Origin of the sequence: Kocuria nitroreducens (assembly GCF_042879195.1) — a bacterium.
Taxonomy (GTDB): Bacteria; Actinomycetota; Actinomycetes; order Actinomycetales; family Micrococcaceae; genus Kocuria; species Kocuria nitroreducens.
Genome location: NZ_JBHZTC010000004.1, coordinates 42,824 through 69,808, shown reverse-complemented (window position 1 = coordinate 69,808; position 26,985 = coordinate 42,824). Strand labels below are relative to the sequence as shown.

General features: G+C 73.7%; 24 protein-coding genes and 1 riboswitch. Of the genes, 22 read left to right on the top strand and 2 right to left on the bottom strand.

The genetic code is table 11. The features are described 5' to 3' along the window. Positions 1–106 precede the first annotated feature (106 nt). From dxr to ACFYE1_RS03565, 9 genes are all read left to right on the top strand, one after another. Positions 107–1,372, top strand: a complete 1,266-nt coding sequence (gene dxr / locus ACFYE1_RS03605; RefSeq protein WP_387740027.1) for a 1-deoxy-D-xylulose-5-phosphate reductoisomerase — start codon at positions 107–109, stop codon at positions 1,370–1,372. Between the two features lie 46 nt (positions 1,373–1,418). After that, positions 1,419–1,535: riboswitch (SAM riboswitch) on the top strand. Positions 1,536–1,635: 100 nt separating this feature from the next. Further along, positions 1,636–2,529 carry a MetQ/NlpA family ABC transporter substrate-binding protein gene (locus tag ACFYE1_RS03600; protein ID WP_387740025.1) on the top strand — a complete coding sequence of 298 codons (894 nt, stop codon included), beginning with the start codon at positions 1,636–1,638 and terminating at the stop codon, positions 2,527–2,529. Next, positions 2,526–3,605, top strand: coding sequence for a methionine ABC transporter ATP-binding protein (locus tag ACFYE1_RS03595; protein ID WP_387740023.1), 1,080 nt, complete (start codon positions 2,526–2,528; stop codon positions 3,603–3,605). The genes ACFYE1_RS03600 and ACFYE1_RS03595 overlap by 4 nt, the downstream gene beginning before the upstream one ends. A gap of 56 nt (positions 3,606–3,661) precedes the next feature. Beyond that, on the top strand, positions 3,662–4,261 hold the full coding sequence (locus ACFYE1_RS03590; RefSeq protein ID WP_387740252.1) for a methionine ABC transporter permease: 600 nt from the start codon (positions 3,662–3,664) through the stop codon (positions 4,259–4,261). A 193-nt stretch (positions 4,262–4,454) separates the two neighbouring features. Continuing rightward, positions 4,455–5,789 (top strand): M50 family metallopeptidase, encoded by a 1,335-nt coding sequence (locus ACFYE1_RS03585; RefSeq protein WP_387740021.1) that lies wholly within the window; start codon positions 4,455–4,457, stop codon positions 5,787–5,789. Between the two features lie 157 nt (positions 5,790–5,946). Then, a complete protein-coding gene (ispG, locus tag ACFYE1_RS03580) occupies positions 5,947–7,113 on the top strand; it encodes a flavodoxin-dependent (E)-4-hydroxy-3-methylbut-2-enyl-diphosphate synthase (RefSeq protein ID WP_387740020.1) in 1,167 nt (388 codons plus the stop codon). 18 nt (positions 7,114–7,131) lie between these two features. After that, positions 7,132–7,986, top strand: a complete 855-nt coding sequence (locus tag ACFYE1_RS03575) for a GNAT family N-acetyltransferase (protein WP_387740018.1) — start codon at positions 7,132–7,134, stop codon at positions 7,984–7,986. A gap of 147 nt (positions 7,987–8,133) precedes the next feature. Then, on the top strand, positions 8,134–9,933 hold the full coding sequence (locus ACFYE1_RS03570) for a proline--tRNA ligase (RefSeq protein ID WP_387740249.1): 1,800 nt from the start codon (positions 8,134–8,136) through the stop codon (positions 9,931–9,933). A gap of 49 nt (positions 9,934–9,982) precedes the next feature. Continuing rightward, on the top strand, positions 9,983–10,750 hold the full coding sequence (locus ACFYE1_RS03565) for a TSUP family transporter (protein ID WP_387740247.1): 768 nt from the start codon (positions 9,983–9,985) through the stop codon (positions 10,748–10,750). Between the two features lie 20 nt (positions 10,751–10,770). Here the strand turns inward: ACFYE1_RS03565 and ACFYE1_RS03560 are convergent, their stop codons facing one another. Next, a complete protein-coding gene (locus ACFYE1_RS03560; RefSeq protein WP_387740015.1) occupies positions 10,771–11,718 on the bottom strand; it encodes a hypothetical protein in 948 nt (315 codons plus the stop codon). 101 nt (positions 11,719–11,819) lie between these two features. On the opposite strand from ACFYE1_RS03560, the gene ACFYE1_RS03555 reads away from it, so the two are divergent. From ACFYE1_RS03555 to ACFYE1_RS03510, 10 genes are all read left to right on the top strand, one after another. Continuing rightward, positions 11,820–12,335 carry a ribosome maturation factor RimP gene (locus ACFYE1_RS03555; protein WP_387740013.1) on the top strand — a complete coding sequence of 172 codons (516 nt, stop codon included), beginning with the start codon at positions 11,820–11,822 and terminating at the stop codon, positions 12,333–12,335. Between the two features lie 190 nt (positions 12,336–12,525). Further along, a complete protein-coding gene (gene nusA, locus ACFYE1_RS03550) occupies positions 12,526–13,506 on the top strand; it encodes a transcription termination factor NusA (protein ID WP_387740011.1) in 981 nt (326 codons plus the stop codon). A gap of 194 nt (positions 13,507–13,700) precedes the next feature. Then, on the top strand, positions 13,701–13,982 hold the full coding sequence (locus ACFYE1_RS03545) for a YlxR family protein (protein WP_387740009.1): 282 nt from the start codon (positions 13,701–13,703) through the stop codon (positions 13,980–13,982). A gap of 272 nt (positions 13,983–14,254) precedes the next feature. Beyond that, positions 14,255–17,122: a translation initiation factor IF-2 gene (gene infB, locus ACFYE1_RS03540; RefSeq protein WP_387740007.1), complete on the top strand. Its 2,868-nt coding sequence runs from the start codon at positions 14,255–14,257 to the stop codon at positions 17,120–17,122. Positions 17,123–17,268: 146 nt separating this feature from the next. Further along, positions 17,269–17,718, top strand: a complete 450-nt coding sequence (rbfA, locus tag ACFYE1_RS03535) for a 30S ribosome-binding factor RbfA (protein WP_387740005.1) — start codon at positions 17,269–17,271, stop codon at positions 17,716–17,718. Positions 17,719–17,748: 30 nt separating this feature from the next. Continuing rightward, positions 17,749–18,792 carry a tRNA pseudouridine(55) synthase TruB gene (truB, locus tag ACFYE1_RS03530; RefSeq protein ID WP_387740003.1) on the top strand — a complete coding sequence of 348 codons (1,044 nt, stop codon included), beginning with the start codon at positions 17,749–17,751 and terminating at the stop codon, positions 18,790–18,792. Continuing rightward, complete coding sequence (locus tag ACFYE1_RS03525; RefSeq protein ID WP_387740000.1) at positions 18,792–19,163, top strand: hypothetical protein; 372 nt, start codon at positions 18,792–18,794, stop codon at positions 19,161–19,163. Before truB ends, ACFYE1_RS03525 begins: the two co-directional genes overlap by 1 nt. Before the next feature lie 49 nt (positions 19,164–19,212). Next, positions 19,213–19,695 carry a hypothetical protein gene (locus ACFYE1_RS03520; protein WP_387739997.1) on the top strand — a complete coding sequence of 161 codons (483 nt, stop codon included), beginning with the start codon at positions 19,213–19,215 and terminating at the stop codon, positions 19,693–19,695. A 100-nt stretch (positions 19,696–19,795) separates the two neighbouring features. After that, the gene (locus tag ACFYE1_RS03515) at positions 19,796–20,470 is read left to right on the top strand and encodes a GNAT family N-acetyltransferase (RefSeq protein ID WP_387739994.1); all 675 of its coding nucleotides are present in this window, start codon (positions 19,796–19,798) and stop codon (positions 20,468–20,470) included. Between the two features lie 30 nt (positions 20,471–20,500). After that, on the top strand, positions 20,501–21,502 hold the full coding sequence (locus ACFYE1_RS03510; RefSeq protein WP_387739992.1) for a bifunctional riboflavin kinase/FAD synthetase: 1,002 nt from the start codon (positions 20,501–20,503) through the stop codon (positions 21,500–21,502). Between the two features lie 15 nt (positions 21,503–21,517). On the opposite strand, the gene ACFYE1_RS03505 is transcribed toward ACFYE1_RS03510, so the two are convergent. Further along, positions 21,518–22,330: an aldo/keto reductase gene (locus ACFYE1_RS03505; RefSeq protein ID WP_387740244.1), complete on the bottom strand. Its 813-nt coding sequence runs from the start codon at positions 22,328–22,330 to the stop codon at positions 21,518–21,520. 345 nt (positions 22,331–22,675) lie between these two features. Between ACFYE1_RS03505 and rpsO the strand changes: the two genes are divergently transcribed. The 3 genes from rpsO (at position 22,676) to ACFYE1_RS03490 (ending at position 26,953) form a co-directional block, all read left to right on the top strand. After that, positions 22,676–22,945 (top strand): 30S ribosomal protein S15, encoded by a 270-nt coding sequence (gene rpsO / locus ACFYE1_RS03500; RefSeq protein ID WP_387739989.1) that lies wholly within the window; start codon positions 22,676–22,678, stop codon positions 22,943–22,945. 263 nt (positions 22,946–23,208) lie between these two features. Further along, on the top strand, positions 23,209–25,473 hold the full coding sequence (locus ACFYE1_RS03495; RefSeq protein ID WP_387739987.1) for a polyribonucleotide nucleotidyltransferase: 2,265 nt from the start codon (positions 23,209–23,211) through the stop codon (positions 25,471–25,473). 55 nt (positions 25,474–25,528) lie between these two features. Then, a complete protein-coding gene (locus ACFYE1_RS03490; protein ID WP_387739985.1) occupies positions 25,529–26,953 on the top strand; it encodes a M16 family metallopeptidase in 1,425 nt (474 codons plus the stop codon). The last annotated feature ends 32 nt before the right edge of the window (positions 26,954–26,985 follow it).

Below are 26,985 nucleotides of genomic sequence, written 5' to 3'. Positions count from 1 at the left end.
CCGGGGGACGGGGCCTCGGTCCGTCCACCGGCCCGGTGCGCCGCGGGCGCCCGCAGGTCCGCCGGGGGCTCGGCGCCGGAGAGGTCCGCTGGGGGATACTGGGGGCATGACGCTCCCCGCCTCCTCGCCCCGCCCCCGCCGGACGCCCGAGCTGGCCGCCGCCGGTCCCCGCCGGATCTGCGTCCTCGGCTCGACGGGATCGATCGGCACCCAGGCCCTCGACGTCGTGCGGACCGCCCGCGAGAGCGAGGGCGCGGACCCGTTCACCGTGGTCGCCCTCGCCGCCGGAGCGCGCCACCTCGAGCTGCTCGCCGAGCAGGCCGTCGAGACCCGCGCCGCGGTCGTGGCCACGAGCGGCACCGGCCAGGACGCCACCCGCCTGGCCCGCCTGATCGCGGAACGGGCCGCGGTCGCCGGGGCGGGGCACTACCGGCCCGAGATCGTGCACGGGCCCGACGCGGCGTCCGCGGCCGCCGCCCTCCCCGACGCGGACCTCGTGCTCAACGGCATCACCGGCTCCATCGGGCTGGCCCCCACCCTGGCGGCGCTGCGGGCCGGGCACAAGCTCGCACTGGCGAACAAGGAGTCGCTGATCGCCGGCGGCGCCCTCGTCAAGGCCGCCGCCGCCGGCACCGGGGACCCCGATGCCCTGATCCCCGTGGACTCCGAGCACTCGGCGCTGGCGCAGGCCCTGCGCGGCGGCACCGCCGAGGAGGTCGACCGGCTCGTGCTGACGGCCTCGGGCGGCCCGTTCCGCGGCCGGACCCGGGCGGAGCTGGAGACGGTCACGCCGCAGGACGCGCTGCGCCACCCCACGTGGGACATGGGTCTGATGGTGACGACCAACTCGGCGTCCATGGTGAACAAGGCGCTCGAGGTGCTCGAGGCGCACCTGCTCTTCGACGTCCCCCTCGAGCGCATCGACGTGGTGGTCCACCCCCAGTCGGTCGTGCACTCCATGGTCCAGTTCGTGGACGGCTCCACCCTCGCCCAGGCCTCACCCCCGGACATGCGCCTGCCCATCGCCCTGGGTCTGGCCTGGCCCCACCGGCTGCCCGGGGCCGCGCAGCCGTGCGACTGGACGCGCGCCACCGAGTGGACCTTCGAGCCCCTCGACCCGGTGGCGTTCCCGGCCGTCGAACTCATCAAGGCCGCGGGGGAGCGGGGCGGGACCTTCCCCGCCGTGTTCAACGCGGCCAACGAGGAGGCGGTGCACGCCTTCCACGACGGCCGGATCCGGTTCCCGGCCATCGTGGACACGGTCGACGCGGTGCTGGGCGAGCACGAGGACGACGGCCCGCTGGAGCTCCAGGCCGTGCTGGCGGCCGAGCGCTGGGCCCGCCGCCGGGCCCGCGAGGTCCTCGTCCGCTGACCGGACCGGATCCGCCCCCCCGCGGCCCGTGCTAGTCTGTCGGGCGGATGACGAGTCCCAGCACGAAGCCCTGGCTTGCTGGGCGGCAACCCTCTCCCGTAGTGGGGTGCCCCAGGTGAACCATCCGGCACCGGCCATCGACGGCCGGCGGCAAGTACGGTCCGACCGCGCACGCGCCCTCCGGCGCGCCCCCGACCGTGGCCGCCGGACCCGGTGGAGCTGGTGGAGACCTCGGACACCCCGGACCCACGGAAAGGCACCACATGCGATCGCAGCGCCTCCCCTCCCTCGCCCTGGCCACGGCCCTCGGCCTCACCCTCACCGCCTGCGGCGGCTCCGCCGGGGAGTCCTCCGGTGAGGGCGTGCTCGCCGACGACAAGGTCACCATCGGCGTCGTGGGCACCGACCCGACGCACGACGCCCTCCAGCGGGTGGCCGAGGAGCAGGGCATCACCGTCGAGTACGTCGACTTCTCCGACTACAACCAGCCGAACCCCGCCACCGAGTCCGGCGACGTAGAGATGACCTGGTTCCAGCACATCCCGTTCCTCGCCGACTACAACAACGCGGCCGGGGGCTCCATCACCCCGATCGGCTCGACCTCGATCTACCCGCTGGGCCTGTACTCCAACCAGTACGACTCCGTGGAGCAGTTCCAGGAGGGCGACGAGATCGCGGTGCCCAACGACGCCGTGAACCTGTCCCGGGCCCTGCTCGTGCTCGAGGCCGCCGGCCTTGTCGAGCTGACCGGCGACACCCTCATCCCCACCGAGCTCGACGTCGACACCGAGGCCTCGACGGTGCGGGTCACCCCGGTCTCCGCGGAGCAGACGGTGCTCTCGCTCGACTCGGTGGCCGGCTCGGTCATCAACAACGACTTCCTCTCGCGGGCGGACATCGACCCGCAGTCCGCGCTCGCCCAGGACGACCCCGAGTCCGAGGGCTCCCGCGTCTACGTCAACCTCTTCACCACGACCGAGGAGCTCGCCGACGACGAGACCCTCCAGCAGGTCGCCGACCTCTACCACGAGCAGGCCGTGCTCGACGCGGAGATGACGGAGACCAAGGACACGGCCGTGCCGCTGCAGCTGGAGCAGGCGGAGCTCGAGGAGCTGACCGAGCGCTACCAGCAGGAGCTGAAGGACCAGGAGCAGTGAGCGCGGCGGTCCCCGCCGGGCCGTCCGCACCCGGGCGCCCGGACGAGGTGCTCGTCTCCTTCCGCAACGTCTCCAAGACCTTCCGCACCGGCGCGGGGCGCGCGGCGCGCGAGGTGGTGGCGGTCGACGACGTCAGCCTCGACGTCCGCCGCGGCGAGATCTTCGGGGTGATCGGCTACTCCGGAGCGGGCAAGTCCACCCTCGTGCGTCTGATCAACGGGCTCGAGCCCGTGTCCTCCGGCTCCCTGACCGTGGAGGGCTTCGAGGTGGCGGGCCGGCGCGAGACCGAGCTGGCGCCCGTCCGGCAGGAGATCGGCATGATCTTCCAGCAGTTCAACCTCTTCACCTCCCGCACCGTCGCGGGCAACGTCGAGTACCCCCTCAAGCGGGCCGGCTGGCCGAAGGAGAAGCGCCGGGCCCGGGTGGCCGAGCTGCTCGAGTTCGTGGGCCTGTCCGCGCGCGCCGGCAACTACCCGGAGCAGCTCTCCGGGGGGCAGAAGCAGCGCGTGGGCATCGCCCGCGCCCTGGCGACCAGCCCGAAGCTGCTCCTGGCCGACGAGTCGACGAGCGCCCTCGACCCGGAGACCACGCAGGAGGTCCTGCAGGTGCTGCAGCGGGTCAACCGGGAGCTGGGGATCACGATCGTGATCATCACCCACGAGATGGACGTGGTCCGGGCCATCGCCGACCGCGTGGCCGTGATGCAGGACGGGATGGTCGTGGAGCACGGCTCCACCGTGGACATCTTCGCCCGGCCCAGCACCGAGACGGCGCGCCGCTTCGTCTCCTCCGTCCTGCACTCGGTGCCCGACGCCCGCGAGGTGGAACGGCTGCGCCGCGCCCACCGCGGGCGCCTGGTGATCGTGGACGTCGGCGACGGCGTGGACATCGGCGGCGTGCTCTCCGACGGCGCCGCCCGCGGGGTCCGCTTCACCATCGCCTACGGCGGGATCAGCGTGCTCCAAGAGCAGTCGTTCGGGTCCCTGACCTTCGAGCTGACCGGCGAGGACACGGCCGTGCAGGCCGTGGTCGACGAGATGTCCCGCATCACGACCCTGCGAGAGGTGGCCGCGTGAACGACTGGTCCGTCCTGGGACCCGAGTTGCTGTCCGCGCTCGGGGAGACCCTCTACATGGTGGCCGTCACGCTGCTGCTCGCCGGTCTGCTCGGCCTGCTCGTGGGCGTGGGCCTGTACGTCACCCGCCGGGGCAACATCCTGGAGAACCGAGCAGTGCACGAGGGGCTCAACCTCGTGGTGAACTTCGTCCGGCCGATCCCGTTCATCATCCTGCTGGCCGCGCTGGGACCCGTCACCCAGGGGGTCGTGGGGTCCCGGCTGGGCCCCAACGCGGCGATCTTCGCGATGACCATCGGGGCGATGTTCGCGGTGGCGCGCATCGTCGAGCAGAACCTCATGAGCGTGGACCCTGGCGTCGTCGAGGCGGCCCGCTCGATGGGGGTCTCCCGCGCCAGGATCATCACCACGGTGATCCTCCCCGAGGCGCTGGGCCCCCTGGTGCTCGGCTACACCTTCCTGGTCATCGGCATCACGGACATGTCCGCGATGGCCGGGGCCATCGGCGCGGGCGGTCTGGGCGACTTCGCCCTGCGCCTGGGCTACCAGCGGTTCAACGACGAGGTCACGTGGGCGGCGGTCGCCGTCATCGTGGTCCTGGTCCAGCTGGTGCAGGTCGTGGGCAACCGGCTGGCCCGCCGGATCCTGCGCCGCTGAGACGTACCGCACCGGCGCCCACCGACGGCCGGTCGCCTCCTCCGGGAGGCGGCCGGCCGTCGTCGTGCCCCGGTGCGCCTGCCACCCTCCGTCCAGGATGGTGGTGCAGACTGGTCCTCGCCGTGCCGAGCGCACGGCCCTGCCGTCCCCGGCGCCCGCCGGGGGCCCTCGACGATCCCGGGAGGTCCGACGGATGGGCGTCGTGCTGTTCCTCGTGGGCGTGCTGCTGGCCGCTGTCGCCATCGCGGTCTCCATCGCCCTCCACGAGATCGGCCACCTGGTGCCGGCCAAGCTCTTCGGCGTGCGCGTCACGCAGTACATGGTCGGCTTCGGGCGCACCGTGTTCTCCCGCCGCCGGGGCGAGACGGAGTACGGGCTCAAGGCGGTCCCGCTGGGCGGCTACATCTCGATGGTGGGGATGTACCCGCCCGCGTCCGCGGGTTCGACGGCCCGCGCCTCGAGCACCGGTGTGTTCCAGCAGCTGGCGGCCGAGGCGCGCGGCGCGGCCACCGGCCGGCTCGCCCCCGGCGACGAGGACCGCGTGTTCTACCGCCTGCCCGTGTGGAAGCGGATCGTCATCATGCTCGGCGGCCCGGTGATGAACCTCCTGCTCGGGGCCCTGTGCCTCGCCGTCCTGCTCTCCGGCTTCGGGACGGCGACGCCCACCACGACGGTCGCGTGGGTCTCGGAGTGCGTGGTGGCCGCCGAGCGCCAGGCCGCCGGGCAGGCCGAGTGCCGGCCGGGGGACCCCCGGGCCCCCGCCAACGCCGCCGGGCTGCGCCCCGGGGACGTCGTCACGGCCGTCGACGGCGCCCCGGTCGCCTCCTGGGACGAGCTCACCGGGCGGATCCGCGACCGGGCCGGGGAGCGGATCGCGGTGGTGGTCGAGCGGGACGGGAGGACCGTGTCCACGGCGCTCACCCCCATCCTGTCGTCGCGCCCCGTGCTGGACGCCTCCGGCGCCGCCGTGACCGGGGAGGACGGCACCCCCCGCTACGAGGAGGTCGGGTTCATCGGCATCAGCCCCACGGCCGAGCCCGTCCGGCAGCCGCTGACGGCGGTGCCCGGGGCGGTGCTCGACGGGCTGCAGCAGATCGCCGGGGTGGTCCTGCACCTGCCGCAGCGGGTCTACGAGGTGGGGGAGGCGGCGTTCTCCGACGCGCCGCGGGATCCCGACGGGCCGATCTCCGTGGTGGGGGTCGGCCGGATCTCGGGGGAGATCGCCGCGCATGAGGAGATCGCGCTGCGGGACAAGGCCGCCTCCCTCGTGGGCCTCGTCGGCTCCGTCAACCTGGCCCTGTTCGTCTTCAACCTGCTCCCGCTCCTGCCGCTGGACGGCGGGCACGTCGCCGGGGCGCTGTGGGAGGCGCTGCGGCGGGGGACCGCCCGGCTGCTCGGCCACCGCGACCCCGGTCCCTTCGACCCCGCCCGGCTGCTGCCGGTGACCTACGCGGTGGCCGTGCTGATGATCGGGATGTCCGTGCTGCTGATCTACGCGGACATCGTCAAGCCGGTCCGGCTGTTCTGACTCCGGGCCGCCGGGCGTTCGGCGAGGGAGGAATCACGCCCGGCCGCCCGGGATCCGCCCCGGAGCATGGGGCACAATGGGAACCGGCGACGGGCCCGGCGAGCGGGTCCCGGTGCCACCGCTCCAGCTCCTGCCCTCGATTCCTCGGAGGAACTCCTTGACCCCGGTCAGCCTCGGCATGCCCGCCGCTCCCCAGCCCGTCCTCTCCCCGCGCCGGAAGACCCGGCAGATCCGGGTCGGGTCCGTGGGCGTCGGCTCCGACTCGCCGGTGAGCGTGCAGTCCATGACGACCACCCCCACCACGGACATCAACGCGACCCTGCAGCAGATCGCCGAGCTCAACGCCACCGGCTGCGACATCGTCCGGGTGGCGTGCCCGACCCAGGACGACGCCGACGCCCTGCCCATCATCGCCATGAAGTCCCCGATCCCGGTGATCGCCGACATCCACTTCCAGCCGAAGTACGTCTACGCGGCCATCGAGGCCGGGTGTGCGGCCGTGCGCGTCAACCCGGGCAACATCCGCAGGTTCGACGACCAGGTCGGCCAGATCGCCCGCGAGGCGAAGGCCGCCGGGGTGTCCATCCGGATCGGCGTGAACGCGGGCTCCCTCGACCAGCGGATCATGGACAGGTACGGCAAGGCCACGCCCGAGGCGCTCGTGGAGTCCGCCGTGTGGGAGGCGTCCCTGTTCGAGGAGCACGACTTCCACGACTTCAAGATCTCCGTCAAGCACAACGACCCGGTCACGATGGTCCGGGCCTACCAGCTGCTCGCTGAGCGCGGCGACTGGCCCCTGCACCTCGGCGTGACCGAGGCGGGCCCCGCCTTCCAGGGGACCATCAAGTCCGCCACGGCCTTCGGCGCCCTGCTGTCCCAGGGCATCGGCGACACCATCCGGGTCTCCCTCTCGGCGCCTCCGGTCGAGGAGATCAAGGTCGGCAACCAGATCCTGCAGTCCCTGGGCCTGCGCCCGCGCAAGCTCGAGATCGTCTCCTGCCCGTCGTGCGGCCGCGCGCAGGTGGACGTCTACACCCTCGCGGACGAGGTGACGGCCGGCCTCGAGGGGCTCACCGTCCCGCTGCGGGTGGCCGTGATGGGCTGCATCGTCAACGGCCCGGGTGAGGCCCGCGAGGCCGACCTCGGCGTGGCCTCCGGCAACGGCAAGGGTCAGATCTTCGTCAAGGGCGAGGTCGTGAAGACCGTCCCCGAGGACCTCATCGTGGAGACCCTGATCGAGGAGGCCAACCGCATCGCCGCCGAGATGGAGACGGACGAGAACGGGGAGACCACGGCGGGCAGCCCCGTCGTGAGCGTCAGCTGACGGGCCGGTGACGGGCGGGTGAGGACGCAACGGAGGACGGCGCCGGGGCTGGTGCCGGCGGGGGAGGTCGATCCGGTGGAGCTGGACCGGCTGCTCGGGGCGGACCCGGTCGCCCACGCGTTCGTGGCCGCCCACGTCGACTCGTACCGCAGGAGCAAGGGTTCGCGGATCCCGCCCGTGATCGGCACGGCCGGGCCGGACGGGGAGCTGACCGGCGCCTGCTGGGTGGGAACGAACGTGGTGCCCGTGTCCCTGGACGCCCCGGGCCTGGATCTCGTCGGCGGACACCTGCGGCGGGGCGGGTCCCGGCACGCCTCGCTGTTCGGGCCCGCCGAGCTGGTGCTCGGGCTGTGGTCCCGGGTGGAGCGCTCCTGGCCGCGGCCCTTCGACCTGCGGCCCGTCCAGCCCCTGCTGGCGATCGACCGGGACCCGGCGCTCGCGGCGCACCCCGGCGTCCGCCCCGCGCGGCCCGACGACCTGCCGGCCGTGCTCCCGGCGAGCGCCGCCATGTTCGAGGAGGAGGTCGGCTACTCCCCGTACACGGGCGGTGACCGCGGCTACCGGGACCGGGTCTCCGCGCTCGTCGAGGCGGGGCGCTGCCTCGTGCTGACCGACGACGGGGGCCGCGTGGTGTTCAAGGCCGACCTCGGCTCGGTGGCCCGCGGCGTGGCGCAGGTGCAGGGCGTGTGGGTCGATCCGGCGCACCGTGGCCGGGGGCTGGCGGCGCCCTGCATGGCGGCCGCCGTGCGCCTCGCCCGCCGGCGCACGCCGGTGGTCAGCCTCTACGTCAACGACTACAACGTCCGGGCCCTCGCCACCTACCGGCGGGTCGGCTTCGAGCGGGTCGGGACCTTCGCCACCGTGCTGCTCTGAGGTCCATGGGGTCGCCGGTCCTGACTCGCGGGGCCGGGCGGGGGTGTAGATTTGACCGGGATCAGCGGCGCCGTCGGCGCCGCCCACCCTCTCGACGCCCGGGCCCGGCCGCTCCACGCCGCGCTCCCCGGGGGAAACGGAGCCTTCGTGGCGCTGCGACTCTCCTCCCTGTTCCTGCGGACCCTGCGCGAAGACCCGGTCGACGCCGAGGTGGACAGCCACAGGCTGCTCGTCCGTGCCGGCTACATCCGCCGCGCCGCCCCGGGCATCTACACCTGGCTGCCGATGGGCCTGCGCGTGCTCGGGAAGGTCGAGCAGGTGGTGCGCGAGGAGATGGGCGCGATCGGCGCCCAGGAGGTGCACTTCCCGGCGCTGCTTCCGCGCGAGCCCTACGAGGTCACCAACCGGTGGACGGAGTACGGGGAGAACCTGTTCCGGCTGAAGGACCGCAAGGACGCCGACTACCTCCTCGCGCCCACGCACGAGGAGATGTTCACGCTGCTCGTGAAGGACCTGTACTCCTCGTACAAGGACCTGCCGGTCATGCTCTACCAGATCCAGACGAAGTACCGGGACGAGGCCCGGCCGCGCGCCGGACTGCTGCGCGGGCGCGAGTTCATCATGAAGGACTCCTACTCCTTCGACGTCGACGACGCCGGACTCGACGAGTCGTACGCCAGGCACCGCGAGGCCTACGTCCGGATCTTCGAGCGCCTGGGCCTGCCCGTGGTCGCCGTCTCGGCGCAGTCCGGGGCCATGGGCGGGTCCCGCTCCGAGGAGTTCCTGCACCCCACGGAGATCGGCGAGGACACGTTCGTCCGCTCGGTCGGCGGCTACGCCGCCAACGTCGAGGCGGTGACCACCGTGGTGCCCGAGGAGTCCGATCCCGCCGAGGTCCCCGAGGCGCGAGTGCTCGAGACGCCGGACAGCCCCACGATCGGCACCCTCGTGCAGCGCTCGAACGAGCTGCACCCGCGGGCCGAGGCGCCCTGGGCCGCGGGGGACACCCTCAAGAACGTGGTGCTCGCGGTGGTCCTGCCCGACGGCGCCCGACGGCTCGTGGCCGTCGGCCTGCCCGGCGACCGTGCCGTGGACCTCAAGCGGATCGAGGCCGGCATCGGCGCCGCCCTGGACGTCTCCGGCGAGCTGCAGGTGGAGCAGGCCGGGGACGAGGACCTCCGCTCGTGCCCCCTGCTGGTCAAGGGCTACATCGGTCCGGGGCTGTCCCTCGACCAGGCCGTGCTCGGCGAGAAGTCCTCGACCGGCATCCCCTTCTTCGTGGATCCGCGCGTGGTCCGCGGCACCCGCTGGGTCACCGGCGCGAACGTGGCGGGCCAGCACGTCTACGACCTCACGGCCGGGCGCGACTTCACCTGGGACGGCGTCCTCGAGTGCGCCGAGGTCCGGGCGGGCGACCCCGCCCCGGACGGCTCCGGCCCGCTCGAAGCGGCCCGCGGCATCGAGATGGGCCACATCTTCCAGCTGGGCCGCAAGTACGCCGAGTCGCTCGGGCTGAAGGTCCTGGACCGCAACGGCAAGCTCATCACCGTGACCATGGGCTCCTACGGGGTCGGCGTCACGCGCGCCGTGGCCGCCCTGGCCGAGGCCTACCACGACGACAAGGGCCTGCTCTGGCCCCGCCAGGTCGCCCCCGCCGACGTCCACGTGGTCGCGACGGGCAAGGGGCCCGAGGTGCTGGAGGAGGCCGAGAAGGTCGTGGCCGAGCTCGAGGCGGAGGGGCTCGAGGTGCTCTTCGACGACCGGCCCAAGGTCTCCCCGGGCGTGAAGTTCGGCGACGCCGAGCTGCTCGGCGTGCCCACCGTGCTGGTGGTCGGCCGCGGCCTCAAGGACGGCGTCCTCGAGCTCAAGGACCGCGCGAGCGGCGGCAGCGAGGACGTGGCCCGGGACGGCGTCGCCGCGGTGGTCGCCGCGGCCGTGCGCGGCTGAGCCCGTGCAGGGGCTCGGCGCCTGGCTCGGGGCCTCGGGCCTGGAGCAGATGGACCCCGGCGTCGTCGTCCTGCTGGTGGCCGCCGGGCTCGCCGCGGGCTTCATCGACGCCGTGGTCGGCGGCGGCGGTCTGCTGCAGCTGCCCGTGGTGCTGATGGTCCCGGGGATCAGCCCCGTCCAGGCCCTGGCCACCAACAAGATGGGCTCCGTGTTCGGCACCGCGACGAGCGCCCTGACGTTCTACCGTCGCACGTCCCCCGACCTGCGCACCGCCCTGCCCATGGCCGGCGTCGCGCTGGTCGGCAGCTTCGGCGGGGCGGCGCTCGCCGCGTCCCTGCCCGAGGCGGTGTTCCGCCCCATCATCCTCGCCGCGCTGGTGGCCGTGCTCCTGTTCACCGTCGCCAGGCCGACCGTCGGGCAGCTCACCGAGCTGCGCCACAGCGGGGCGCGGCACTACGGCACGGCGATGGTGATCGGCACCGTCATCGGCTTCTACGACGGGGTGATGGGCCCCGGCACCGGCTCGTTCCTCGTCATCGCCATGATCACCCTGCTGGGCTACAGCTTCCTCGCCGCCAGCGCCAAGGCGAAGATCGTCAACCTCGCCACCAACGTGGGCGCGCTCGTGTTCTTCTTCGGCCACGGGTCGGTGCTGTGGGGCCTGGGACTCGTCCTGGGGCTGTCCAACATGCTCGGCGGCTACCTCGGGGCGCGCACCGCGGTGGCCCGCGGCAGCCGCTTCATCCGCGTCGTGTTCCTCACCGTGGTCACGCTGCTCATCCTCAAGCTGGGGATCGACGTCCTGGGGGGAGCCTGAGCCGCCCCGCCGGGGCGGGGTCACCGCGGAGGGTCGTCGCGGGCCACGCCGGGCAGGGCGTCGATCTCCCCGGTGAGCCCGGCGCGCAGCGCGGTCGCGCGCTGCAGCGCCACGAGCGCCCAGCACCGCGTGCCGGCGTCCCCGCGGGCCAGGACGTGCGCGGCGGCGTCCTGCACGTCCCGGGCCGCCGTGTCCGCGACCCGGCCGGGACGCTCCCGCAGGTCGTCGGGCAGGACGTAGGCACCGGCCGGCAGCCCTGGGTCGGCCGCGAGCACCCGCCGGGCGGACGGGACCTCGAGAAGCTCCTGGACGTCCTCCCGGGCCCCGGCCGGCACGGCGGCGGCGGAAGCACCACCGTCCGGGGCCGTCCCGGAGCGGGCGGCCAGCGCCTCGAAGGCGTAGCCGGCGCGGTCCAGCGCCGACCACAGGAGGGCGCCGGGTGCGGTCGCCCCGCCGGGCACCGGGTCCCCGCCCGCGTCGCACAGGTCGGCGCCGGCCGGTGCCGGGGTCCCGTCCAGCTGCCGGGCGGCCGTGGCGCGCGAGACCGCCGCCGCGGCGAGCACCCGCGCCAGGGCGGGGTCCTCGGCGGCCAGGGCGTCCTCGGCCAGGGCCGTCGTGGTCGTGCGCAGCGCGGTGGACGCCGCGTCCCCGGCGTCCGTGCCGTCGGCGGGGAAGGGGCGCTGCGCGCGGGCGGCGGCGCTCGTGCGGTCGTCGGGCTCGGGGCCGAGGGCCTCGAGCTGCCGGGCCAGGTCCTCGCGCACTTCCTCCCACGCGGCCACGGACGCCGGACGCGGGGACGGGGCCTCGAGCAGCGCCTCGGTGCGCAGCCACGCGTCGGCGCGCACGATGTCGTCCGGGGGCACCGGGCGGGCGGAGTCCAGCCACCACGCCCCGGCGGTGCCGGTCGCGAGCAGGATCCCCAGCAGCAGCGGGAGCGCCCGGTGGGCGGGCGAGCGGGGATGGGTCACCGGGAGGCTCCTGGGGGGCGGGGCGGGGGACGGCGGGGGGCCGTGTTCATCATAGGATTTCCAGGACCGACCCCGCCGTCCCGACAGCACGAGGAGACTCCGTGAGCGAGCACAGCACCCCCGGACCCGACGACCACCGGCTGGCGGAGCTGATCGGCCCCGCGGTCGAGGAGTCCGGGCTCGTCCTGGAGGACGTCGCCCTGAAGCCCGCCGGCACCGGTCTCGTGCTGCAGGTGCTCGTGGACCTCCCGGAGGACAGCACCGACAGCGTGGACATCGACCGGATCGTCGCGGTCTCCCGTGCCGTGTCCGAGCTCCTCGACCGCACGGACCCCGTACCGGGATCCGCCTACGAGCTGGAGGTGTCCTCCCCGGGGGCCACGCGGGAGCTCGTGGCGCCGCGGCACTGGCGCCGCTCGATCGGCCGGCTGGTGCGCGTCACCCCGGTGGAGGGCGAGAAGTTCACGGCCCGCCTGCTCGAGGTGGAGCCGGACGGCGTGGTCCTGCAGCGCAGCCACCAGGTGAAGAAGGGGATGCCGCCCCGGCTGCTCGACCCCGAGCGATGGGCCTTCGACGCCGTGCGCCGCGGGAAGGTGGAGGTCGAGTTCACGGACTGACGGGCCCGCCCGGTTCCGGCTCGAGTGTAAGATGTGCCGTTGACGCCGCGGCGCCCACCGGCGCCGCGGTCCGCAGCGCGACGACATCCGTGGGCAACGGCGAGTGCGCGAGCACGACCCGTGGCGGCGCCCCGTCATCCCGACGGTGCGCTGCTCCGTCCCCGGGGTCGTCAGGTGAGGAAGGCCGGACATGGACATCGATATGAGCACCCTCCGACTGCTGGAGCGTGAGCGCGACATCCCCGTGGACCTGCTCATCCCGACCATCGAGCAGGCCCTCCTGCTGGCGTACCACAAGACCCCCGGCGCGCTCCCGGGAGCGCGCGCCGAGATCGAGCGCAGGACCGGCCACGTCACCATCTGGGCCCCCGAGCTGGACGAGGACGGCGAGGCGGTCGGGGAGTTCGACGACACCCCGGCCGGTTTCGGGCGGATCGCCGCCTCCACGGCCCGCCAGGTCATCCTCCAGCGGCTGCGCGACGTCGAGGACGACGCCGTCCTGGGCCACTTCAAGGGCCGTGAGGGCGAGATCGTCTCCGGGCAGATCCAGCAGGGGCACAACCCGCACATGGTGCAGGTCGACCTCGGCACCGTCGAGGGCGTGCTGCCCCCGCACGAGCAGGCTCCCGGCGAGAAGTACCCGCACGGCGCCCGCATCCGTGCCTTCGTCGTCGAGGTCAAGCGCGGCATGAAGGGCCCGTCCATCACGCTGTCCCGTTCCCACCCGGACCTGGTGCGCCGGCTGTTCGAGATGGAGGTGCCGGAGATCGCCGACGGCGCCGTGGAGATCATGGCGATCGCCCGGGAGGCAGGGCACCGCACGAAGATCGCCGTGCGCGCCACCCAGTCCGGGATCAACGCCAAGGGCGCCTGCATCGGGGAGATGGGCTCCCGCGTGCGCGCCGTGATGAACGAGCTGCACGACGAGAAGATCGACATCGTCGACTGGTCGGACGACCCCGCCCGCTGCATCGCCAACGCCCTGTCCCCGGCCAAGGTGTCCCGGGTGACCGTGCTCGACGAGCGGGCCCGCTCGTCCCGCGCCGTCGTCCCCGACACCCAGCTGTCCCTGGCGATCGGCAAGGAGGGCCAGAACGCCCGCCTGGCCGCGAAGCTCACCGGCTGGAAGATCGACATCGTCCCCGAGTCGAAGGCCACCGAGCGCGGCTGAGCTCCGCCGCGGCAGGGCCCGCGCCCCGCTCCGGGGCGGCCCCGGGAGCCCGCGCGCACCCGGTTTCGGCACAGGGCGGTCCGCGGGATAGACTGGACAGCGGTCAGATCGTTGGTGGTCCCTGTCCGGCGCCGGCTCCCGGCCCGCACGGGACGTCCCCGACGTCCCGGCGCGAGACGAGGAGTACTGAGCGAGTGAGTGCAGACTCCCGTCGCACGTGCATCGGATGCCGGACCACCGAATACCCTGACCACCTCGTACGTGTGGTGACCGAACCGACCGACAGCGGCCTCCGGGCCGTGGTCGACCGGACCGGGCGCCTCGGCGGTCGCGGAGCCTGGCTCCACCCCTCCCACGAGTGCCTGGACTCGGCCCTGCGCCGGCGCGCCTTCCGGCGCGCGTTCCGGGCGGTCGTGGACACGGAGGCGGTCGCCCCCCAGCTGGATGCCCTGCTGTCCACGGGGGCAGCCCGGTGACCGGGCGCACGAGTGCCGACCACAGCCGTCCCCGGACGGCAGCCCGCGCGGTCCGACCGGACCGGTGACCACGTCCGTACGCGGGTGAAGAACTGGAAAGCGAGTCAGAGAACCGATGGAAAACCGATGAGTGCCCAGCGATGAGTGCTTCGTTGTGCTCTGCCAACGGCCTCCCGCGACCCCGCGCCGTCCTCGACGGCCGATGCTCCGGGAGCCTCAACGGAAAATAAGTGGTTCGTGCCTGTTTCGGTGCGAACCGAGACAGGAGAGAAGTGGCCAAGCCCCGCGTTCACGAGCTCGCGAAAGAGCTCGGAATAACGTCCAAAGAAGCGATTTCCACGCTTCAGACCCTGGGTGAGTTCGTCCGAGGCGCGTCCTCGACCGTCGAGCCGCCCGTCGCCAAGAAGCTGCGCTCCGCCCTCGCCGGCCGGGCGGAGAAGTCCGCCCCGCCTGCCGCGGCACCCGCCGGCCGGCCCGCGTCGAAGCCCAGCACGGCGCCCCGGCCCGGCACCACCGCGCCCGCCCCGGGCCCGGCGGCCGCCAAGCCTGCCGAGAAGGCAGCGGAGAAGGCGCCCGAGAAGGCAGCCGAGCAGCGGCCTGCCGCCAAGGAGCCCGAGCAGCGGTCGCCCGAGCAGTCCTCCGCCCCGGAGCGCTCCGCGCCGCAGCGCCCGGCGTCCCCGGGCGCCAAGGCACCCGCCCCGGGTCCGCGCCCGGGCAACAACCCGTTCGCCAGCCAGCAGGGCATGGGCCGCACCGGGGCGCCCCGTCCGGGCTCGGCCGCGCCGCGCCCCGGTGGCACCGCGCCCCGTCCGGGCTCGGCCGCGCCGCGACCGGGTGCTCCCCGCCCGGCCGGTCCGCGTCCGGGCAACAACCCGTTCGCCGCCCAGCAGGGCATGCGCTCGGGCCGCCCCGAGCGCCAGGGCGGTCCCCGACCGCAGGGCCAGGGGCAGGGCGGTCCCCGTCCCCAGGGCCAGAGCCAGGGCGGTCCCCGACCGCAGGGCCAGGGCGGCCCCCGTCCCCAGGGCGGTCCCCGCCCCGGTGGCGCGCGCCCGAGCCCGAACATGATGCCCGGTCACACCACCGGCGTGGCCCCGATCGGCTCCCGGCCGGCCGGCGGCGGCGCAGGTCCCCGCCGCGGCGGTCCGGGCGGCGGCGGGGGCGGGTTCTCCCGTCCCGGCGGCGGCCCCGGCCGCGGTGGCCGCGGCGGCACCCAGGGTGCCTTCGGGCGCGGCGGTGCCCGTGGCAAGCAGCGCAAGTCGAAGCGGGCGAAGCGCCAGGAGCTCGAGCAGATGAAGGCCCCGTCCGTCGGTGGCGTCTCCGTGCCCCACGGCGACGGCACCACGGTGGTGCGGCTGCGCCGCGGCTCGTCCCTGACGGACTTCGCCGAGAAGATCAACGCGAACCCGGCCTCCCTCGTCACGGTGCTCATCCACCTGGGGGAGATGGCCACGCAGACGCAGTCCCTCGACGAGGAGACCTTCCAGCTGCTGGGCGCCGAGCTCGGGTACAGGATCCAGGTCGTCTCGCCGGAGGACGAGGAGCGCGAGCTCTTCGAGTCCTTCGACATCGACCTGGAGGCTGAGGCCGCGGCCGAGGGCGAGGACGTCCTCGAGGCGCGTCCCCCGGTCGTCACCGTCATGGGCCACGTCGACCACGGCAAGACCCGCCTGCTCGACGCGATCCGCAACACGAAGGTGATCGAGGGGGAGGCCGGTGGCATCACCCAGCACATCGGTGCCTACCAGATCGACACCGAGGTCGACGGCCAGGAGCGGCAGATCACGTTCATCGACACCCCGGGCCACGAGGCGTTCACCGCCATGCGTGCCCGTGGTGCCCAGGTGACGGACATCGCCGTGCTCGTGGTCGCCGCGGACGACGGCGTCATGCCGCAGACGGTCGAGGCGCTCAACCACGCCCAGGCCGCCGGCGTGCCGATCGTGGTGGCGGTCAACAAGATCGACAAGCCCGAGGCGAACCCGGAGAAGATCCGCGGCCAGCTCACCGAGTACGGCCTGGTCCCCGAGGAGTACGGCGGCGACACCATGTTCGTCGACGTCTCCGCGCGCCAGAACCTCAACATCGACGACCTGCTGGACGCGATCGTGCTGACCGCGGACGGTGCGCTCGAGCTGACGGCGAACCCGAACAAGGACGCCCGCGGCGTGGCCATCGAGGCGAACCTGGACAAGGGGCGCGGTGCGGTCTCGACCGTGCTGGTCCAGTCCGGCACGCTGCACGTCGGCGACGCGATCGTCGCCGGTGCCGCGTACGGCCGCGTGCGCGCCATGTTCAACGAGAACGGGCAGTCCGTCGAGGAGGCGGGTCCCTCGCGGCCCGTGCAGGTCCTGGGTCTCGACTCCGTGCCCCGGGCGGGCGACACGTTCCTCTCCACCCCGGAGGAGCGCACCGCGCGCCAGATCGCCGAGAAGCGCCAGGCGGCGGACCGCAACGCCCTGCTCGCCAAGCGCCGCAAGCGGATCACGCTCGAGTCCTTCGACGAGGCCGTGGCCGCCGGCAAGATCGACACGCTCAACCTCATCATCAAGGGCGACGTGTCCGGTGCCGTGGAGGCGCTCGAGGACTCGCTGCTCAAGATCGACGTGGGCGAGGAGGTCCAGCTGCGGGTCATCCACCGCGGCGTCGGCGCCATCACCCAGAACGACGTCAACCTGGCGACCGTGGACAACGCGATCATCATCGGCTTCAACGTCCGTCCCGCCGAGCGCGTGACGGAACTGGCCGACCGCGAGGGCGTCGAGATGAAGTTCTACTCGGTGATCTACAACGCCATCGACGACGTCGAGAGCGCGCTCAAGGGCATGCTCAAGCCGGAGTACGAGGAGGTGGAGCTCGGCACCGCCGAGATCCGCGAGGTGTACCGCTCCTCCAAGTGGGGCAACATCGCCGGTGCCTACATCACCAAGGGCACCATCCGCCGCAACTCGAAGGCCCGGCTCGTCCGGGACGGCAGCGTCGTGGCGGACAACCTCACGATCGACTCGCTGCGCCGGTTCAAGGACGACGCGACCGAGGTCCGCGAGGGCTACGAGTGCGGCATCGGACTCGGCTCCTTCAACGACATCCACGAGGGCGACCTCATCGAGACGTGGGAGATGCGCGAGAAGCCGCGCGCCTGACCCGTCCCGAGTTCCGCGCCCCGAGCGCGGGACACCCGCGGCGGCACGGGCGGGCCCAGCGCCCGCCCGTGCCGCCGCCCCCGTTGCACCACTGTTCCCAGCACTGCTTCGAGCACCGCACCGTCCCGACCCGAGGAGCACCCACCATGGCCGACGCAGCACGCGCCGCCCGACTCGCCGACCGGATCAAGGTCGTCGTGGCCCAGGCGCTCGAGCGCCGGGTCAAGGACCCCCGGCTGGGCTTCGTGACCATCACGGACGCCCGCGTCACCAACGACCTCCAGCACGCCACCCTCTACTACACCGTGTTCGGCACCGCGGAGGAGCAGGAGAGCACCCGCGCCGCCCTCGAGTCCGCCAAGGGCGTCCTGCGCAGCGAGGTCGGCCGCAACATCACGGCCCGCCTGACCCCCACCCTGACCTTCGTCCCGGACGAGATCCCGGTCAACGCCTCCCACCTCGAGGAGGTGCTGCGCGCCGCGAAGGAGAAGGACGCCGAGGTCGCCGCCCAGGCCGCGGGCGCGAGCTGGGCCGCCGGGGAGGACCCCTACCGGAAGCCGGCCGAGGAGGACGACGAGTCCTCCCGGGACCGCTGAGCAGGCGGAGGCACCGGGGAAGTGACCCGCATGCATCCTGACGTCCCGAGCCCGGACCCGTCCCTGCCGACACCGTCCGGGCTCGTGGTCGTGGACAAGCCCGCCGGCTGGACCAGTCACGACGTCGTCGCCCGCACCCGCCGCCTCGCGGGCACCCGCAAGGTCGGCCACGCCGGGACCCTGGACCCCATGGCGACGGGCGTGCTGGTCCTCGGCGTCGACCGGGCCACCCGCCTGCTGACCTGGGTCGTCGGGCAGCACAAGACGTACGCGGCGACGATCCGGCTCGGCCTGACCACCGTGACCGACGACGCCGAGGGAGAGGTGCTCGACGTCGCCGACCCCGGGGCCGTGGCCGCGGTGGACGAGGGCGCGGTGGCCGCCGGCGTCGCCCGGCTCACCGGGGACATCCAGCAGGTCCCCGCGAAGGTCAGCGCCATCAAGGTCGAGGGCCGCCGCGCCTACGCCCAGGTCCGGGCCGGGCAGGACGTGGAGCTCGCGGCGCGCCCCGTCACCGTGTCCGAGTTCGCCGTGCACCGGCTCGTGCGCACCGCCGACGACGCCGGGCGGGCGGTCCTCGACGTCGACGTCACGGTGACCTGCAGCTCGGGCACCTACGTCCGGGCCCTGGCCCGGGACCTCGGCGCCGGCCTCGGGGTGGGCGGTCACCTGACCGCGCTGCGCCGCACCCGGGTGGGCGCGTGGTCCCTCGAGGACGCGTCGTCCCTCGACGAGCTCGCCGCGGAGGTGGCCGCCGGCCGGCCGCTGCCCGTGACGAGCCTCGAGGCGGCGGCCGCCGGGCTGTTCCCGGCCCGCCGGCTGACCGCCGCGGAGGCCGAGGACGTCGCCCACGGCCGCCGGATCGGACCCAGCGCCACGGACGGCGGCGAGGAGCACCGCCGGGGTCCGCTCGACAACGACGCGGTCACCGCCGGCCTCGCCCCCGACGGGCGGCTCGTGGCCCTGCTGTCCGACCGCGGCCACCGCGGCGAGCGCACCGCCAAGCCCGTCCTCGTCTTCCTGCCCGGGGAGCGCTTCCTCGCGCCGCCGGAGGCCCCGCGGGGGGAGCGCTGATGCTGTGGGGCTACGACGGCTGGTTCTGGGCCGCGGTCCTGCTGGGCGCCCTCTCCTTCCTGGTGTGCGTCGTGCAGGCCGCGCGCGGGCGGCGGCCCGACGACTGGACCCAGGGCTCCGTGCTGCTGCTCGAGGCGTTCCTGCTCCTCTACGCCGTGGGCTCGGTCGTGATGCACGTGCTGGGTCCCGGACCCACAGGTTCGGCCCTCGAGTACTGGGGCTACCTGCTGACCGCGCTGCTCATCCCGGCGGGAACCTTCGTGTGGTCGCTCGTGGAGCGCTCGGGCTGGTCCAACTGGGTGCTCGCGGCCGCCGGGCCCGTGGTCGCGATCATGGTCTACCGCATGAACTTCATCTGGTACTACCAGTGAGCCCCCGCACCCGATCCCGGACCGCCACGACCCCGCAGGAGACGCCCCGATGACGCACGAGTCCCCGCAGAACGGCCCCACCCGGCTGCAGCGGCGCTTCGGGCCCCGCACCGCCGGCGCGCGCAGCGACCGCAAGTCCTCGGGCTTCGGCCGGCTGGTCGTCGTGGTCTACGCCGTGTTCTCCCTGTCGGCCGGTGTCCGCTCGCTCTACCAGGTCACGACCGGCTTCGGGGCCGCGCCCCTGCCGTACCTGCTCTCCGCGTTCGCCGCGGCCGTCTACGTGGTGGCCACCGTGGCCCTCGCCCGGCCCGGGCCCCGCTGGCACCGGCTGGCCACGGCCGCCGTGGCCGTGGAGCTGCTCGGCGTGCTCGGCGTGGGCCTGCTGTCGGTGCTCGCCCCGGAACTGTTCCCGGAGGCCAGCGTGTGGTCCCACTTCGGGCAGGACTACGGCTACGTCCCGCTGGTGCTGCCGGTGATCGGCCTCCTGTGGCTCCGCCGGTCCCGGCCCCGGGGCGGGCGAGCAGCCGCCTGACCGGCGGCCCGTCCCGGACGGGGCCCCGGCACGCACCGGGTAGGCTCGGTCGCGGGCCGGAGCGCCCCGTGCCGCACGCCTCCCGAAAGGACCCCCGCCGATGCCCGTACGCCCCGACGGCGCCGACGACTACGACGTCCCGGTCCTCACCGACGGCACCGTGGTGCTGCGCCGGCTCGAGGAGCGCGACGTCCCGCAGCTGGCCCGCAACTGCGCGGACCCCGCGGCCGCGGAGTTCACCACCGTGCCCCTCGGCTACACGGAGGCCGATGCCCGCTGGTACGTCGAGGAGTTCGTCCCGGAGGCGTGGCGGGCCGGCCGCGAGTACAACTGGGCCGTCGTGGACGCCCGGACCGACCGGCTGCACGGGACGGTGGGGCTCAACGCCCTGCGCGGGACCACGGCGGACATCGGGCTCAACTTCGGCCCCCGCGCCCGGGGCACCGGCGCCGCCGAGGCCGCCTGCCGGCTGCTGCTCGAGCACGCCTTCGGGTCCCTGGGCCTCACCTATGCTTACTGGATGGCGAAGGTCCCCAACTGGGCGAGCCGCAAGCTCGCCTGGCGGCTCGGCTTCCGCTCCCCGGTGCGGATCGACGGGTTCATGGAGCAGCGCGGCGCCTCGGTCGATGCCTGGATCCTGACCCTCGGCGCGGAGGACCCCCGTTCCCCGCAGGCCCCGTGGGACGGTCCGCCGTCGCCGGCCGACGCCCGCCCGGAGGGGCCCGGCGGTCCGCCCCGTCCCGTCCCGCCACAGCCCGCCCCGTCCCGACCCTGACCTGCCTGTTCCGTTCCTGCGAGGAGAACCGTGTTCCGCTGGCGAGATCTCTCTGACGTCCCCCCGGGCTTCGGCCCGTCGGTGGTCACCATCGGCAATTTCGACGGTGTCCACCGGGGCCACCAGCGGGTGCTGTCCCAGCTCGCCGACTCGGCCCGCGAGCGGGGCTGGGCGTCGGTGGTCGTGACGTTCGACCCCCACCCCGCGCAGGTGCACCGCCCCGGCAGCCACCCGGAACTGATCATGGGCACCGCGGACAAGCTGGACGCCCTCGAGCGGGCCGGCGCGGACGCCGCCCTCGTGCTGGAGTACACCCTGGAGTTCGCGGACCAGTCCACCGAGCAGTTCGTGCTGAGCACGCTCGTGGGGCCGCTCGGGGCGCGCTGCCTCGTGGTGGGCGAGGACACGCGCCTGGGCAAGGACAACTCCGGCAACATCGGCACGCTGCAGGAGCTAGGGCGGCGCCACGGGTTCGAGGTCCGGGTGGTCGACGACCTGCTCGACCCCCTGCACGTGGAGCACCCGGAGCACGCCCCGGCCGCGTCCACCGCAGGAGGGCGCCGCTGCTCCTCCACGTGGATCCGGGCCTGCCTGCAGGCCGGGGACGTCCGCGCGGCCGCCCGGCTGCTCGGGCGCCACCACCGGGTGCGCGGCGAGGTGGTGCACGGTGCCGCCCGCGGGCGGGAGCTCGGCTATCCCACGGCCAACCTCTCCCCGGACGCGGCCGGGTTCGTCCCCGCGGACGGGGTGTACGCCGGGTGGCTGGTCGACGCCCACGGCACGCGCTGGCCCACCGCGGTCTCCGTGGGGTCCAACCCCACGTTCGAGAACGTGCCCCGGCAGGTCGAGGCGCACGTCATCGACCGCCCCCAGGAGCGGGTCGAGGACTTCGACCTCTACGGCCAGGAGGTGGTCGTGGAGTTCGTCGCCCGGCTGCGCGGGATGGTCGCCTACGAGGGCGTCGACAAGCTCGTGGCGCAGATGGACGACGACGTCGAGCGCACCCGCGGCATCCTGGCGGCCGAGGCCTGAGCCCCGGCCCGCCCCCTACATCTCCTCGTGCGTGTTCGGGTCGTAGCCGGACCCGCTGATGCCCGTGTGCAGCATCTGCATCCGGTGCATCTGGTCCTCGTCCAGCTCCCAGTCGAAGACGTCGAGGTTCTCGGCCATGCGCCGGGGATCGGAGCTCTTCGGGACCGGCACGGTGTGCGACTGCAGGTGCCAGCGGAGGACGACCTGCGCCGGGGTCCGGCCGGTCCGCCGGGCGATCCGCGCGATCCACTCGTGCTGGAGCAGGTCGGTCTTGCGGCCCAGCGGGGACCAGGCCTGGGTGACGATGCGGTGCTCCTGGTGGAACTCCCGCAGCCGCTCCTGCTGGTACTGCGGGTGCAGCTCCACCTGGTTGACCGCCGGCGTCTCGCCGGTCTCCTCGACCAGGCGCCGGAGGTGGGCGGGTGTGAAGTTGGACACCCCCACCGAGCGGACGAGCCCTTCCTGCTGCAGCTCCAGCATCGTCCGCCACGTCTCGACGTACCGGCCCACCGACGGGTTCGGCCAGTGGATGAGGTAGAGGTCCACGTGGTCGGTGCCCAGGCGCCGCAGGGAGCCCTCGAGCGAACGTCGCACGGAGTCCGTGCCGTGGTCCCGGCCCGGCAGCTTGGTGGTGAGGAACAGCTCGTCGCGCGGGACGCCGGCCGCCGCGATCGCGCGCCCCACGCCGGTCTCGTTGCCGTAGTTCACCGCGGTGTCGACCATCCGGTAGCCCAGCATCAGGGCCTCGGCGACGTTGGCCTCGGCCTCGGCGTCGTCCATCGGGTAGGTGCCCAGCCCGATCGCGGGGATGCGCCGGCCGTCCCGCATCGTGTGCGTGCGGTCGGCGACCGCCAGGCCCCGTCCGCCCTTCTCGTCCTTGCTCACGCGCTGCTCCTGCTCGTCTCGTCCTGCTCGTCCCGTCCTGCGGGTCTCGCCCGCCCGGCCCGGACGCCCGTGCGCCCGTACCGGTGTCCCTCCCATCTTGGCCCACCGGCCGGGGGAGGCCCAGCGCAGCGCGCCGCACGGCCCGGGGGTGGGGCGGTGAGCCGGCGTCCGCTAGACTGGACGGCGGTCCGACTGCAGTCCGTGGTTGTCGGACCCCCGGGGACCCCCGGGACCCGGCGACGAGCCCGTCGTCCGGGCCGCACGGTACTGACTCGAACGGAGTTACACGTGGCACTCCACGCCGCCATCAAGCAGGAGATCATCAAGGACTTCGCGACCCACGAGGGCGACACCGGTTCGCCCGAGGTGCAGATCGCGGTCCTGACCCGCCGGATCGCTGATCTGACGGAGCACCTGAAGCAGCACAAGCACGACCACCACACCCGCCGCGGCCTGATGGCCCTGGTCGGTCGCCGTCGCCGCATGCTGACCTACCTGCGCGCCACCGACATCACGCGCTACCGCACGCTCATCGAGCGGCTCGGCCTGCGCCGCTAGTCGGCACCCGGCGGCGTCCGCCCGGCAACGGGAGGACGCCGCCGAGCACCGCGCCCGCACGGCACAGCAGCCGGACGGGCGTGCTGCACCACCAGAGACAGCACCATCGAACACCAGACGGGGCCACCGCGCCGATCATTCGCGGTCCTCGGTAGTGATCTCCGGACACCGGACGGCCCCCGCGGCCCCGGCCCTTCCGTGGATCTCGATCGAAGACCGGGTGACGCGCGGACGGTCCCGCCGACACGAAACGGAGGTGACCCTTGGAGGGTCCCGAGATCCAGTACGCCGAAGCCGTCATCGACAACGGCTCCTACGGAAAGCGCGTCGTGCGCTTCGAGACCGGCCGCCTCGCCAAGCAGGCCGCCGGCTCCACCCTCGTCTCCATCGACGAGGACACCACCATGCTCGCCGCCACCACGGTGGGCAAGTCCCCCCGCCAGGGCTTCGACTTCTTCCCCCTGACGGTCGACGTCGAGGAGCGGATGTACGCCGCCGGGCGCATCCCGGGCTCGTTCTTCCGCCGCGAGGGCCGCCCCTCCACGGACGCGATCCTCACCTGCCGGCTCATCGACCGCCCGCTGCGCCCGGCCTTCGGCAAGGGCATCCGCAACGAGGTGCAGGTCGTCGTCACGATCCTGTCCATGAACCCGGACGAGGTCTACAACACCGTCGCGATCAACGCCGCGTCGATGGCCACGACCCTGTCCGGGATGCCCTTCCAGGGCCCCGTCGGCGGTGTGCGCGTGGCGCTCATGGCGGGGGAGAACGGCCAGCACCAGTGGGTGGCGTTCCCGAAGCACTCGCAGCTCGAGAACGCCGTGTTCGACATGGCCGTGGCCGGCCGCGTCGTCACCGGGCGGGACGGCACCGAGGACGTCGCGATCATGATGGTCGAGGCCGAGGCCACCGACAACTCCTGGAACCTGATCAAGAACAACGGCGCCGTGGCCCCCACCGAGGAGCTCGTGGCCCAGGGCCTCGAGGCCGCCAAGCCGGCGCTCAAGGCGCTCTGCGACGCCCAGGCCGACCTCCGGGCCCGCGCCGGGAAGCCGGAGATGGAGCTGCCCCGCTTCGGCGGCTTCGGGGACGACGTCCAGGAGGCCGTCGCGGCCTCCGTCGGCACCCGGCTCGCCGAGGTCTACTCGATCGCCGACAAGCAGGAGCGCGAGACCGCGACCGACGAGCTGCACCAGAGCACCCTGGCGGAGCTCTCCGGTGAGGGCCGGCCCTTCGCCGACCGCCAGGACGAGGTCAACGGCGCCTACCAGGCGCTGACCAAGCAGACTGTGCGCCAGCGGATCCTCACCGAGCAGGTGCGCATCGACGGCCGCGGCCTGACGGACATCCGCCAGCTCACCGCCGAGGTCGAGGTGCTGCCGCGCGTGCACGGCTCCGCGATCTTCGAGCGCGGCGAGACCCAGATCATGGGCGTGACCACGCTGAACATGCTCAAGCTGGAGCAGCAGATCGACTCGCTGTCCCCGGTCAAGCACAAGCGCTACATCCACCACTACAACTTCCCGCCGTACTCCACCGGCGAGACCGGCCGCGTCGGCTCCCCGAAGCGCCGAGAGATCGGCCACGGCGCGCTGGCCGAGCGGGCCATCACCCCGGTGCTGCCCTCCCGCGAGGAGTTCCCCTACGCGATCCGGCAGGTCTCCGAGGCGCTGAGCTCCAACGGCTCCACGTCGATGGGCTCCGTCTGCGCCTCGACCCTGTCGCTGCTCAACGCCGGCGTGCCCCTGCGCGCGCCCGTCGCCGGCATCGCCATGGGCCTGGTCTCGGACGAGGTGGACGGGGAGACCCGCTACGCCGCGCTGACCGACATCCTGGGTGCCGAGGACGCGCTGGGCGACATGGACTTCAAGGTGGCCGGCACCTCGGAGTTCGTGACCGCGATCCAGCTCGACACCAAGCTCGACGGGATCCCCTCCTCGGTGCTGGACGCCGCGCTGACCCAGGCCCGCGAGGCCCGGCTGCACATCCTCGGGGTGCTCAACGCGGCCATCGACCAGCCCGACGAGATGAGTGAGTTCGCCCCGCGCGTGATCTCCGTGACCGTCCCCGTCTCCAAGATCGGCGAGGTCATCGGCCCGAAGGGCAAGATGATCAACCAGATCCAGGAGGACACCGGCACCGACATCTCGATCGAGGACGACGGCACCGTCTACATCGGCGCCACCGACGGACCCTCCGCCGAGGCGGCCCGCGCGGCGATCAACGCGATCGCCAACCCGCAGGTCCCCGAGGTCGGCGAGCGCTACCTGGGCACCGTGGTCAAGACCACGACCTTCGGCGCCTTCGTCTCCCTCACCCCCGGCAAGGACGGCCTGCTGCACATCTCGGAGCTGCGCAAGCTCAACGAGGGCAAGCGGGTCACCGACGTCGAGGACGTCCTGGGCGTGGGCCAGAAGGTCCAGGTCGAGATCACGAAGGTGGACGACCGCGGCAAGCTGTCCCTGGCCCCCGTGGTCGCGGAGGAGCCGAACGTGCCCGCCGAGGACGACGACGCCGCCGAGGCCTGAGCCGGGCCCGTCCCGCGCACAGCAACCGCACGAGCACAGGAAGCAGCGCAGCTGGATGACGGCAGTCGATCTGCCGCTGGAGGCGGGCGACCGCGGCCCGGGGAGCACCCCGGGCCCGGACGCCCGCCTCTCGGCGGTTCCCCGCAGTTCCCCCTCCGCCGCGGCCGCGGCCCTGACCACGGCCGCCGCGGGCTTCAGCCACACCCTCCACGAGGGCGCCGGCGGCAACGTGGTCCGCCGCACGGTCCTGCCGTGCGGCACCCGGGTGCTCACCGAGCGGATGCCCGCCCAGCGGGCCGTGACGGTCGGCTTCTGGGTCGGCGTCGGCTCCCGGGACGAGCAGCCCGGCCGGCGGGGCTCCACGCACTTCCTCGAGCACCTCCTGTTCAAGGGCACCGAGCGGCGCTCGGCGCTGCAGATCGCGGAGGCCTTCGACGAGGTCGGCGGGGAGTCCAACGCGGCCACGGCCAAGGAGCACACGTGCTACTACGCGCGGGTGCTCGCCGAGGACCTCCCGATGTCGATCGACGTCATCACCGACATGGTGACGTCGGCCGCCCTGGACCCGGACGAGCTCGAGCGGGAGCGGGGGGTGATCCTCGAGGAGCTCGCGATGGACAAGGACGACCCCGAGGACGTCGCCTTCGAGGAGTTCACCCAGCGCGTGCTGGGGGCCCACCCCCTCGGCCGGCCCATCGGCGGCACCCCCGAGGAGATCCTCGCGGTGCCCCGCGACGCCGTGGTCGAGCACTACCGCCGCCACTACCGGCCCGAGGGCCTCGTGGTCACGGCCGCCGGGGGGCTCGAGCACGACGTCGTCGTCGCCCTCGTCGCCGAGGCCCTCGAGCGCGCGGGCTGGGACCCGGCCGTCCCCGCGGCCCCCCTCCCGCGGCGCGAGCGCACCCCGGCGCCCCTGCACCCGGACTGGGGCGAGCACTTCCTGGAGCGCCCCGTGGAGCAGACCAACGTGGTCGTCGGCCGGCCCGGGCTCGTGGCCGGGGACGACCGCCGCTTCGCGATGACCGTGCTCAACGCCGCCCTGGGCGGCGGGATGTCCTCCCGGCTGTTCCAGGAGATCCGCGAGAAGCGCGGCCTGGCCTACAGCACGTTCTCCTTCTCGGGGGCCTACTCGGACGCCGGCTACTTCGGGATGTACGCCGGATGCCTGCCCGCGCGCACCGACGAGGTCGTGGCGCTCATGACGGGCGAGCTGGAGACGCTCGCCCGGGACGGCATCGGGGCGGACGAGCTGCGCAAGGTCGTGGGCCAGCTGGGCGGTGGCACCGTGCTCGCCCTCGAGGACACCGGCTCGCGGATGTCCCGGCTGGGCTCCGCGGAGCTGAAGTCCGGGGAGTTCCTCGACATCGACGAGTCCCTGGACCGGGTCCGCTCCGTGACCCCGGAGCAGGTCCGGGAGCTCGCCGGCCTGCTGGCCGAGGGACCGGTCGTCACCACCATCGTGGCGCCCACCCGGCGCTGACCGCGCGCCGCCGCCGGCCGCCCCGGCGGCGG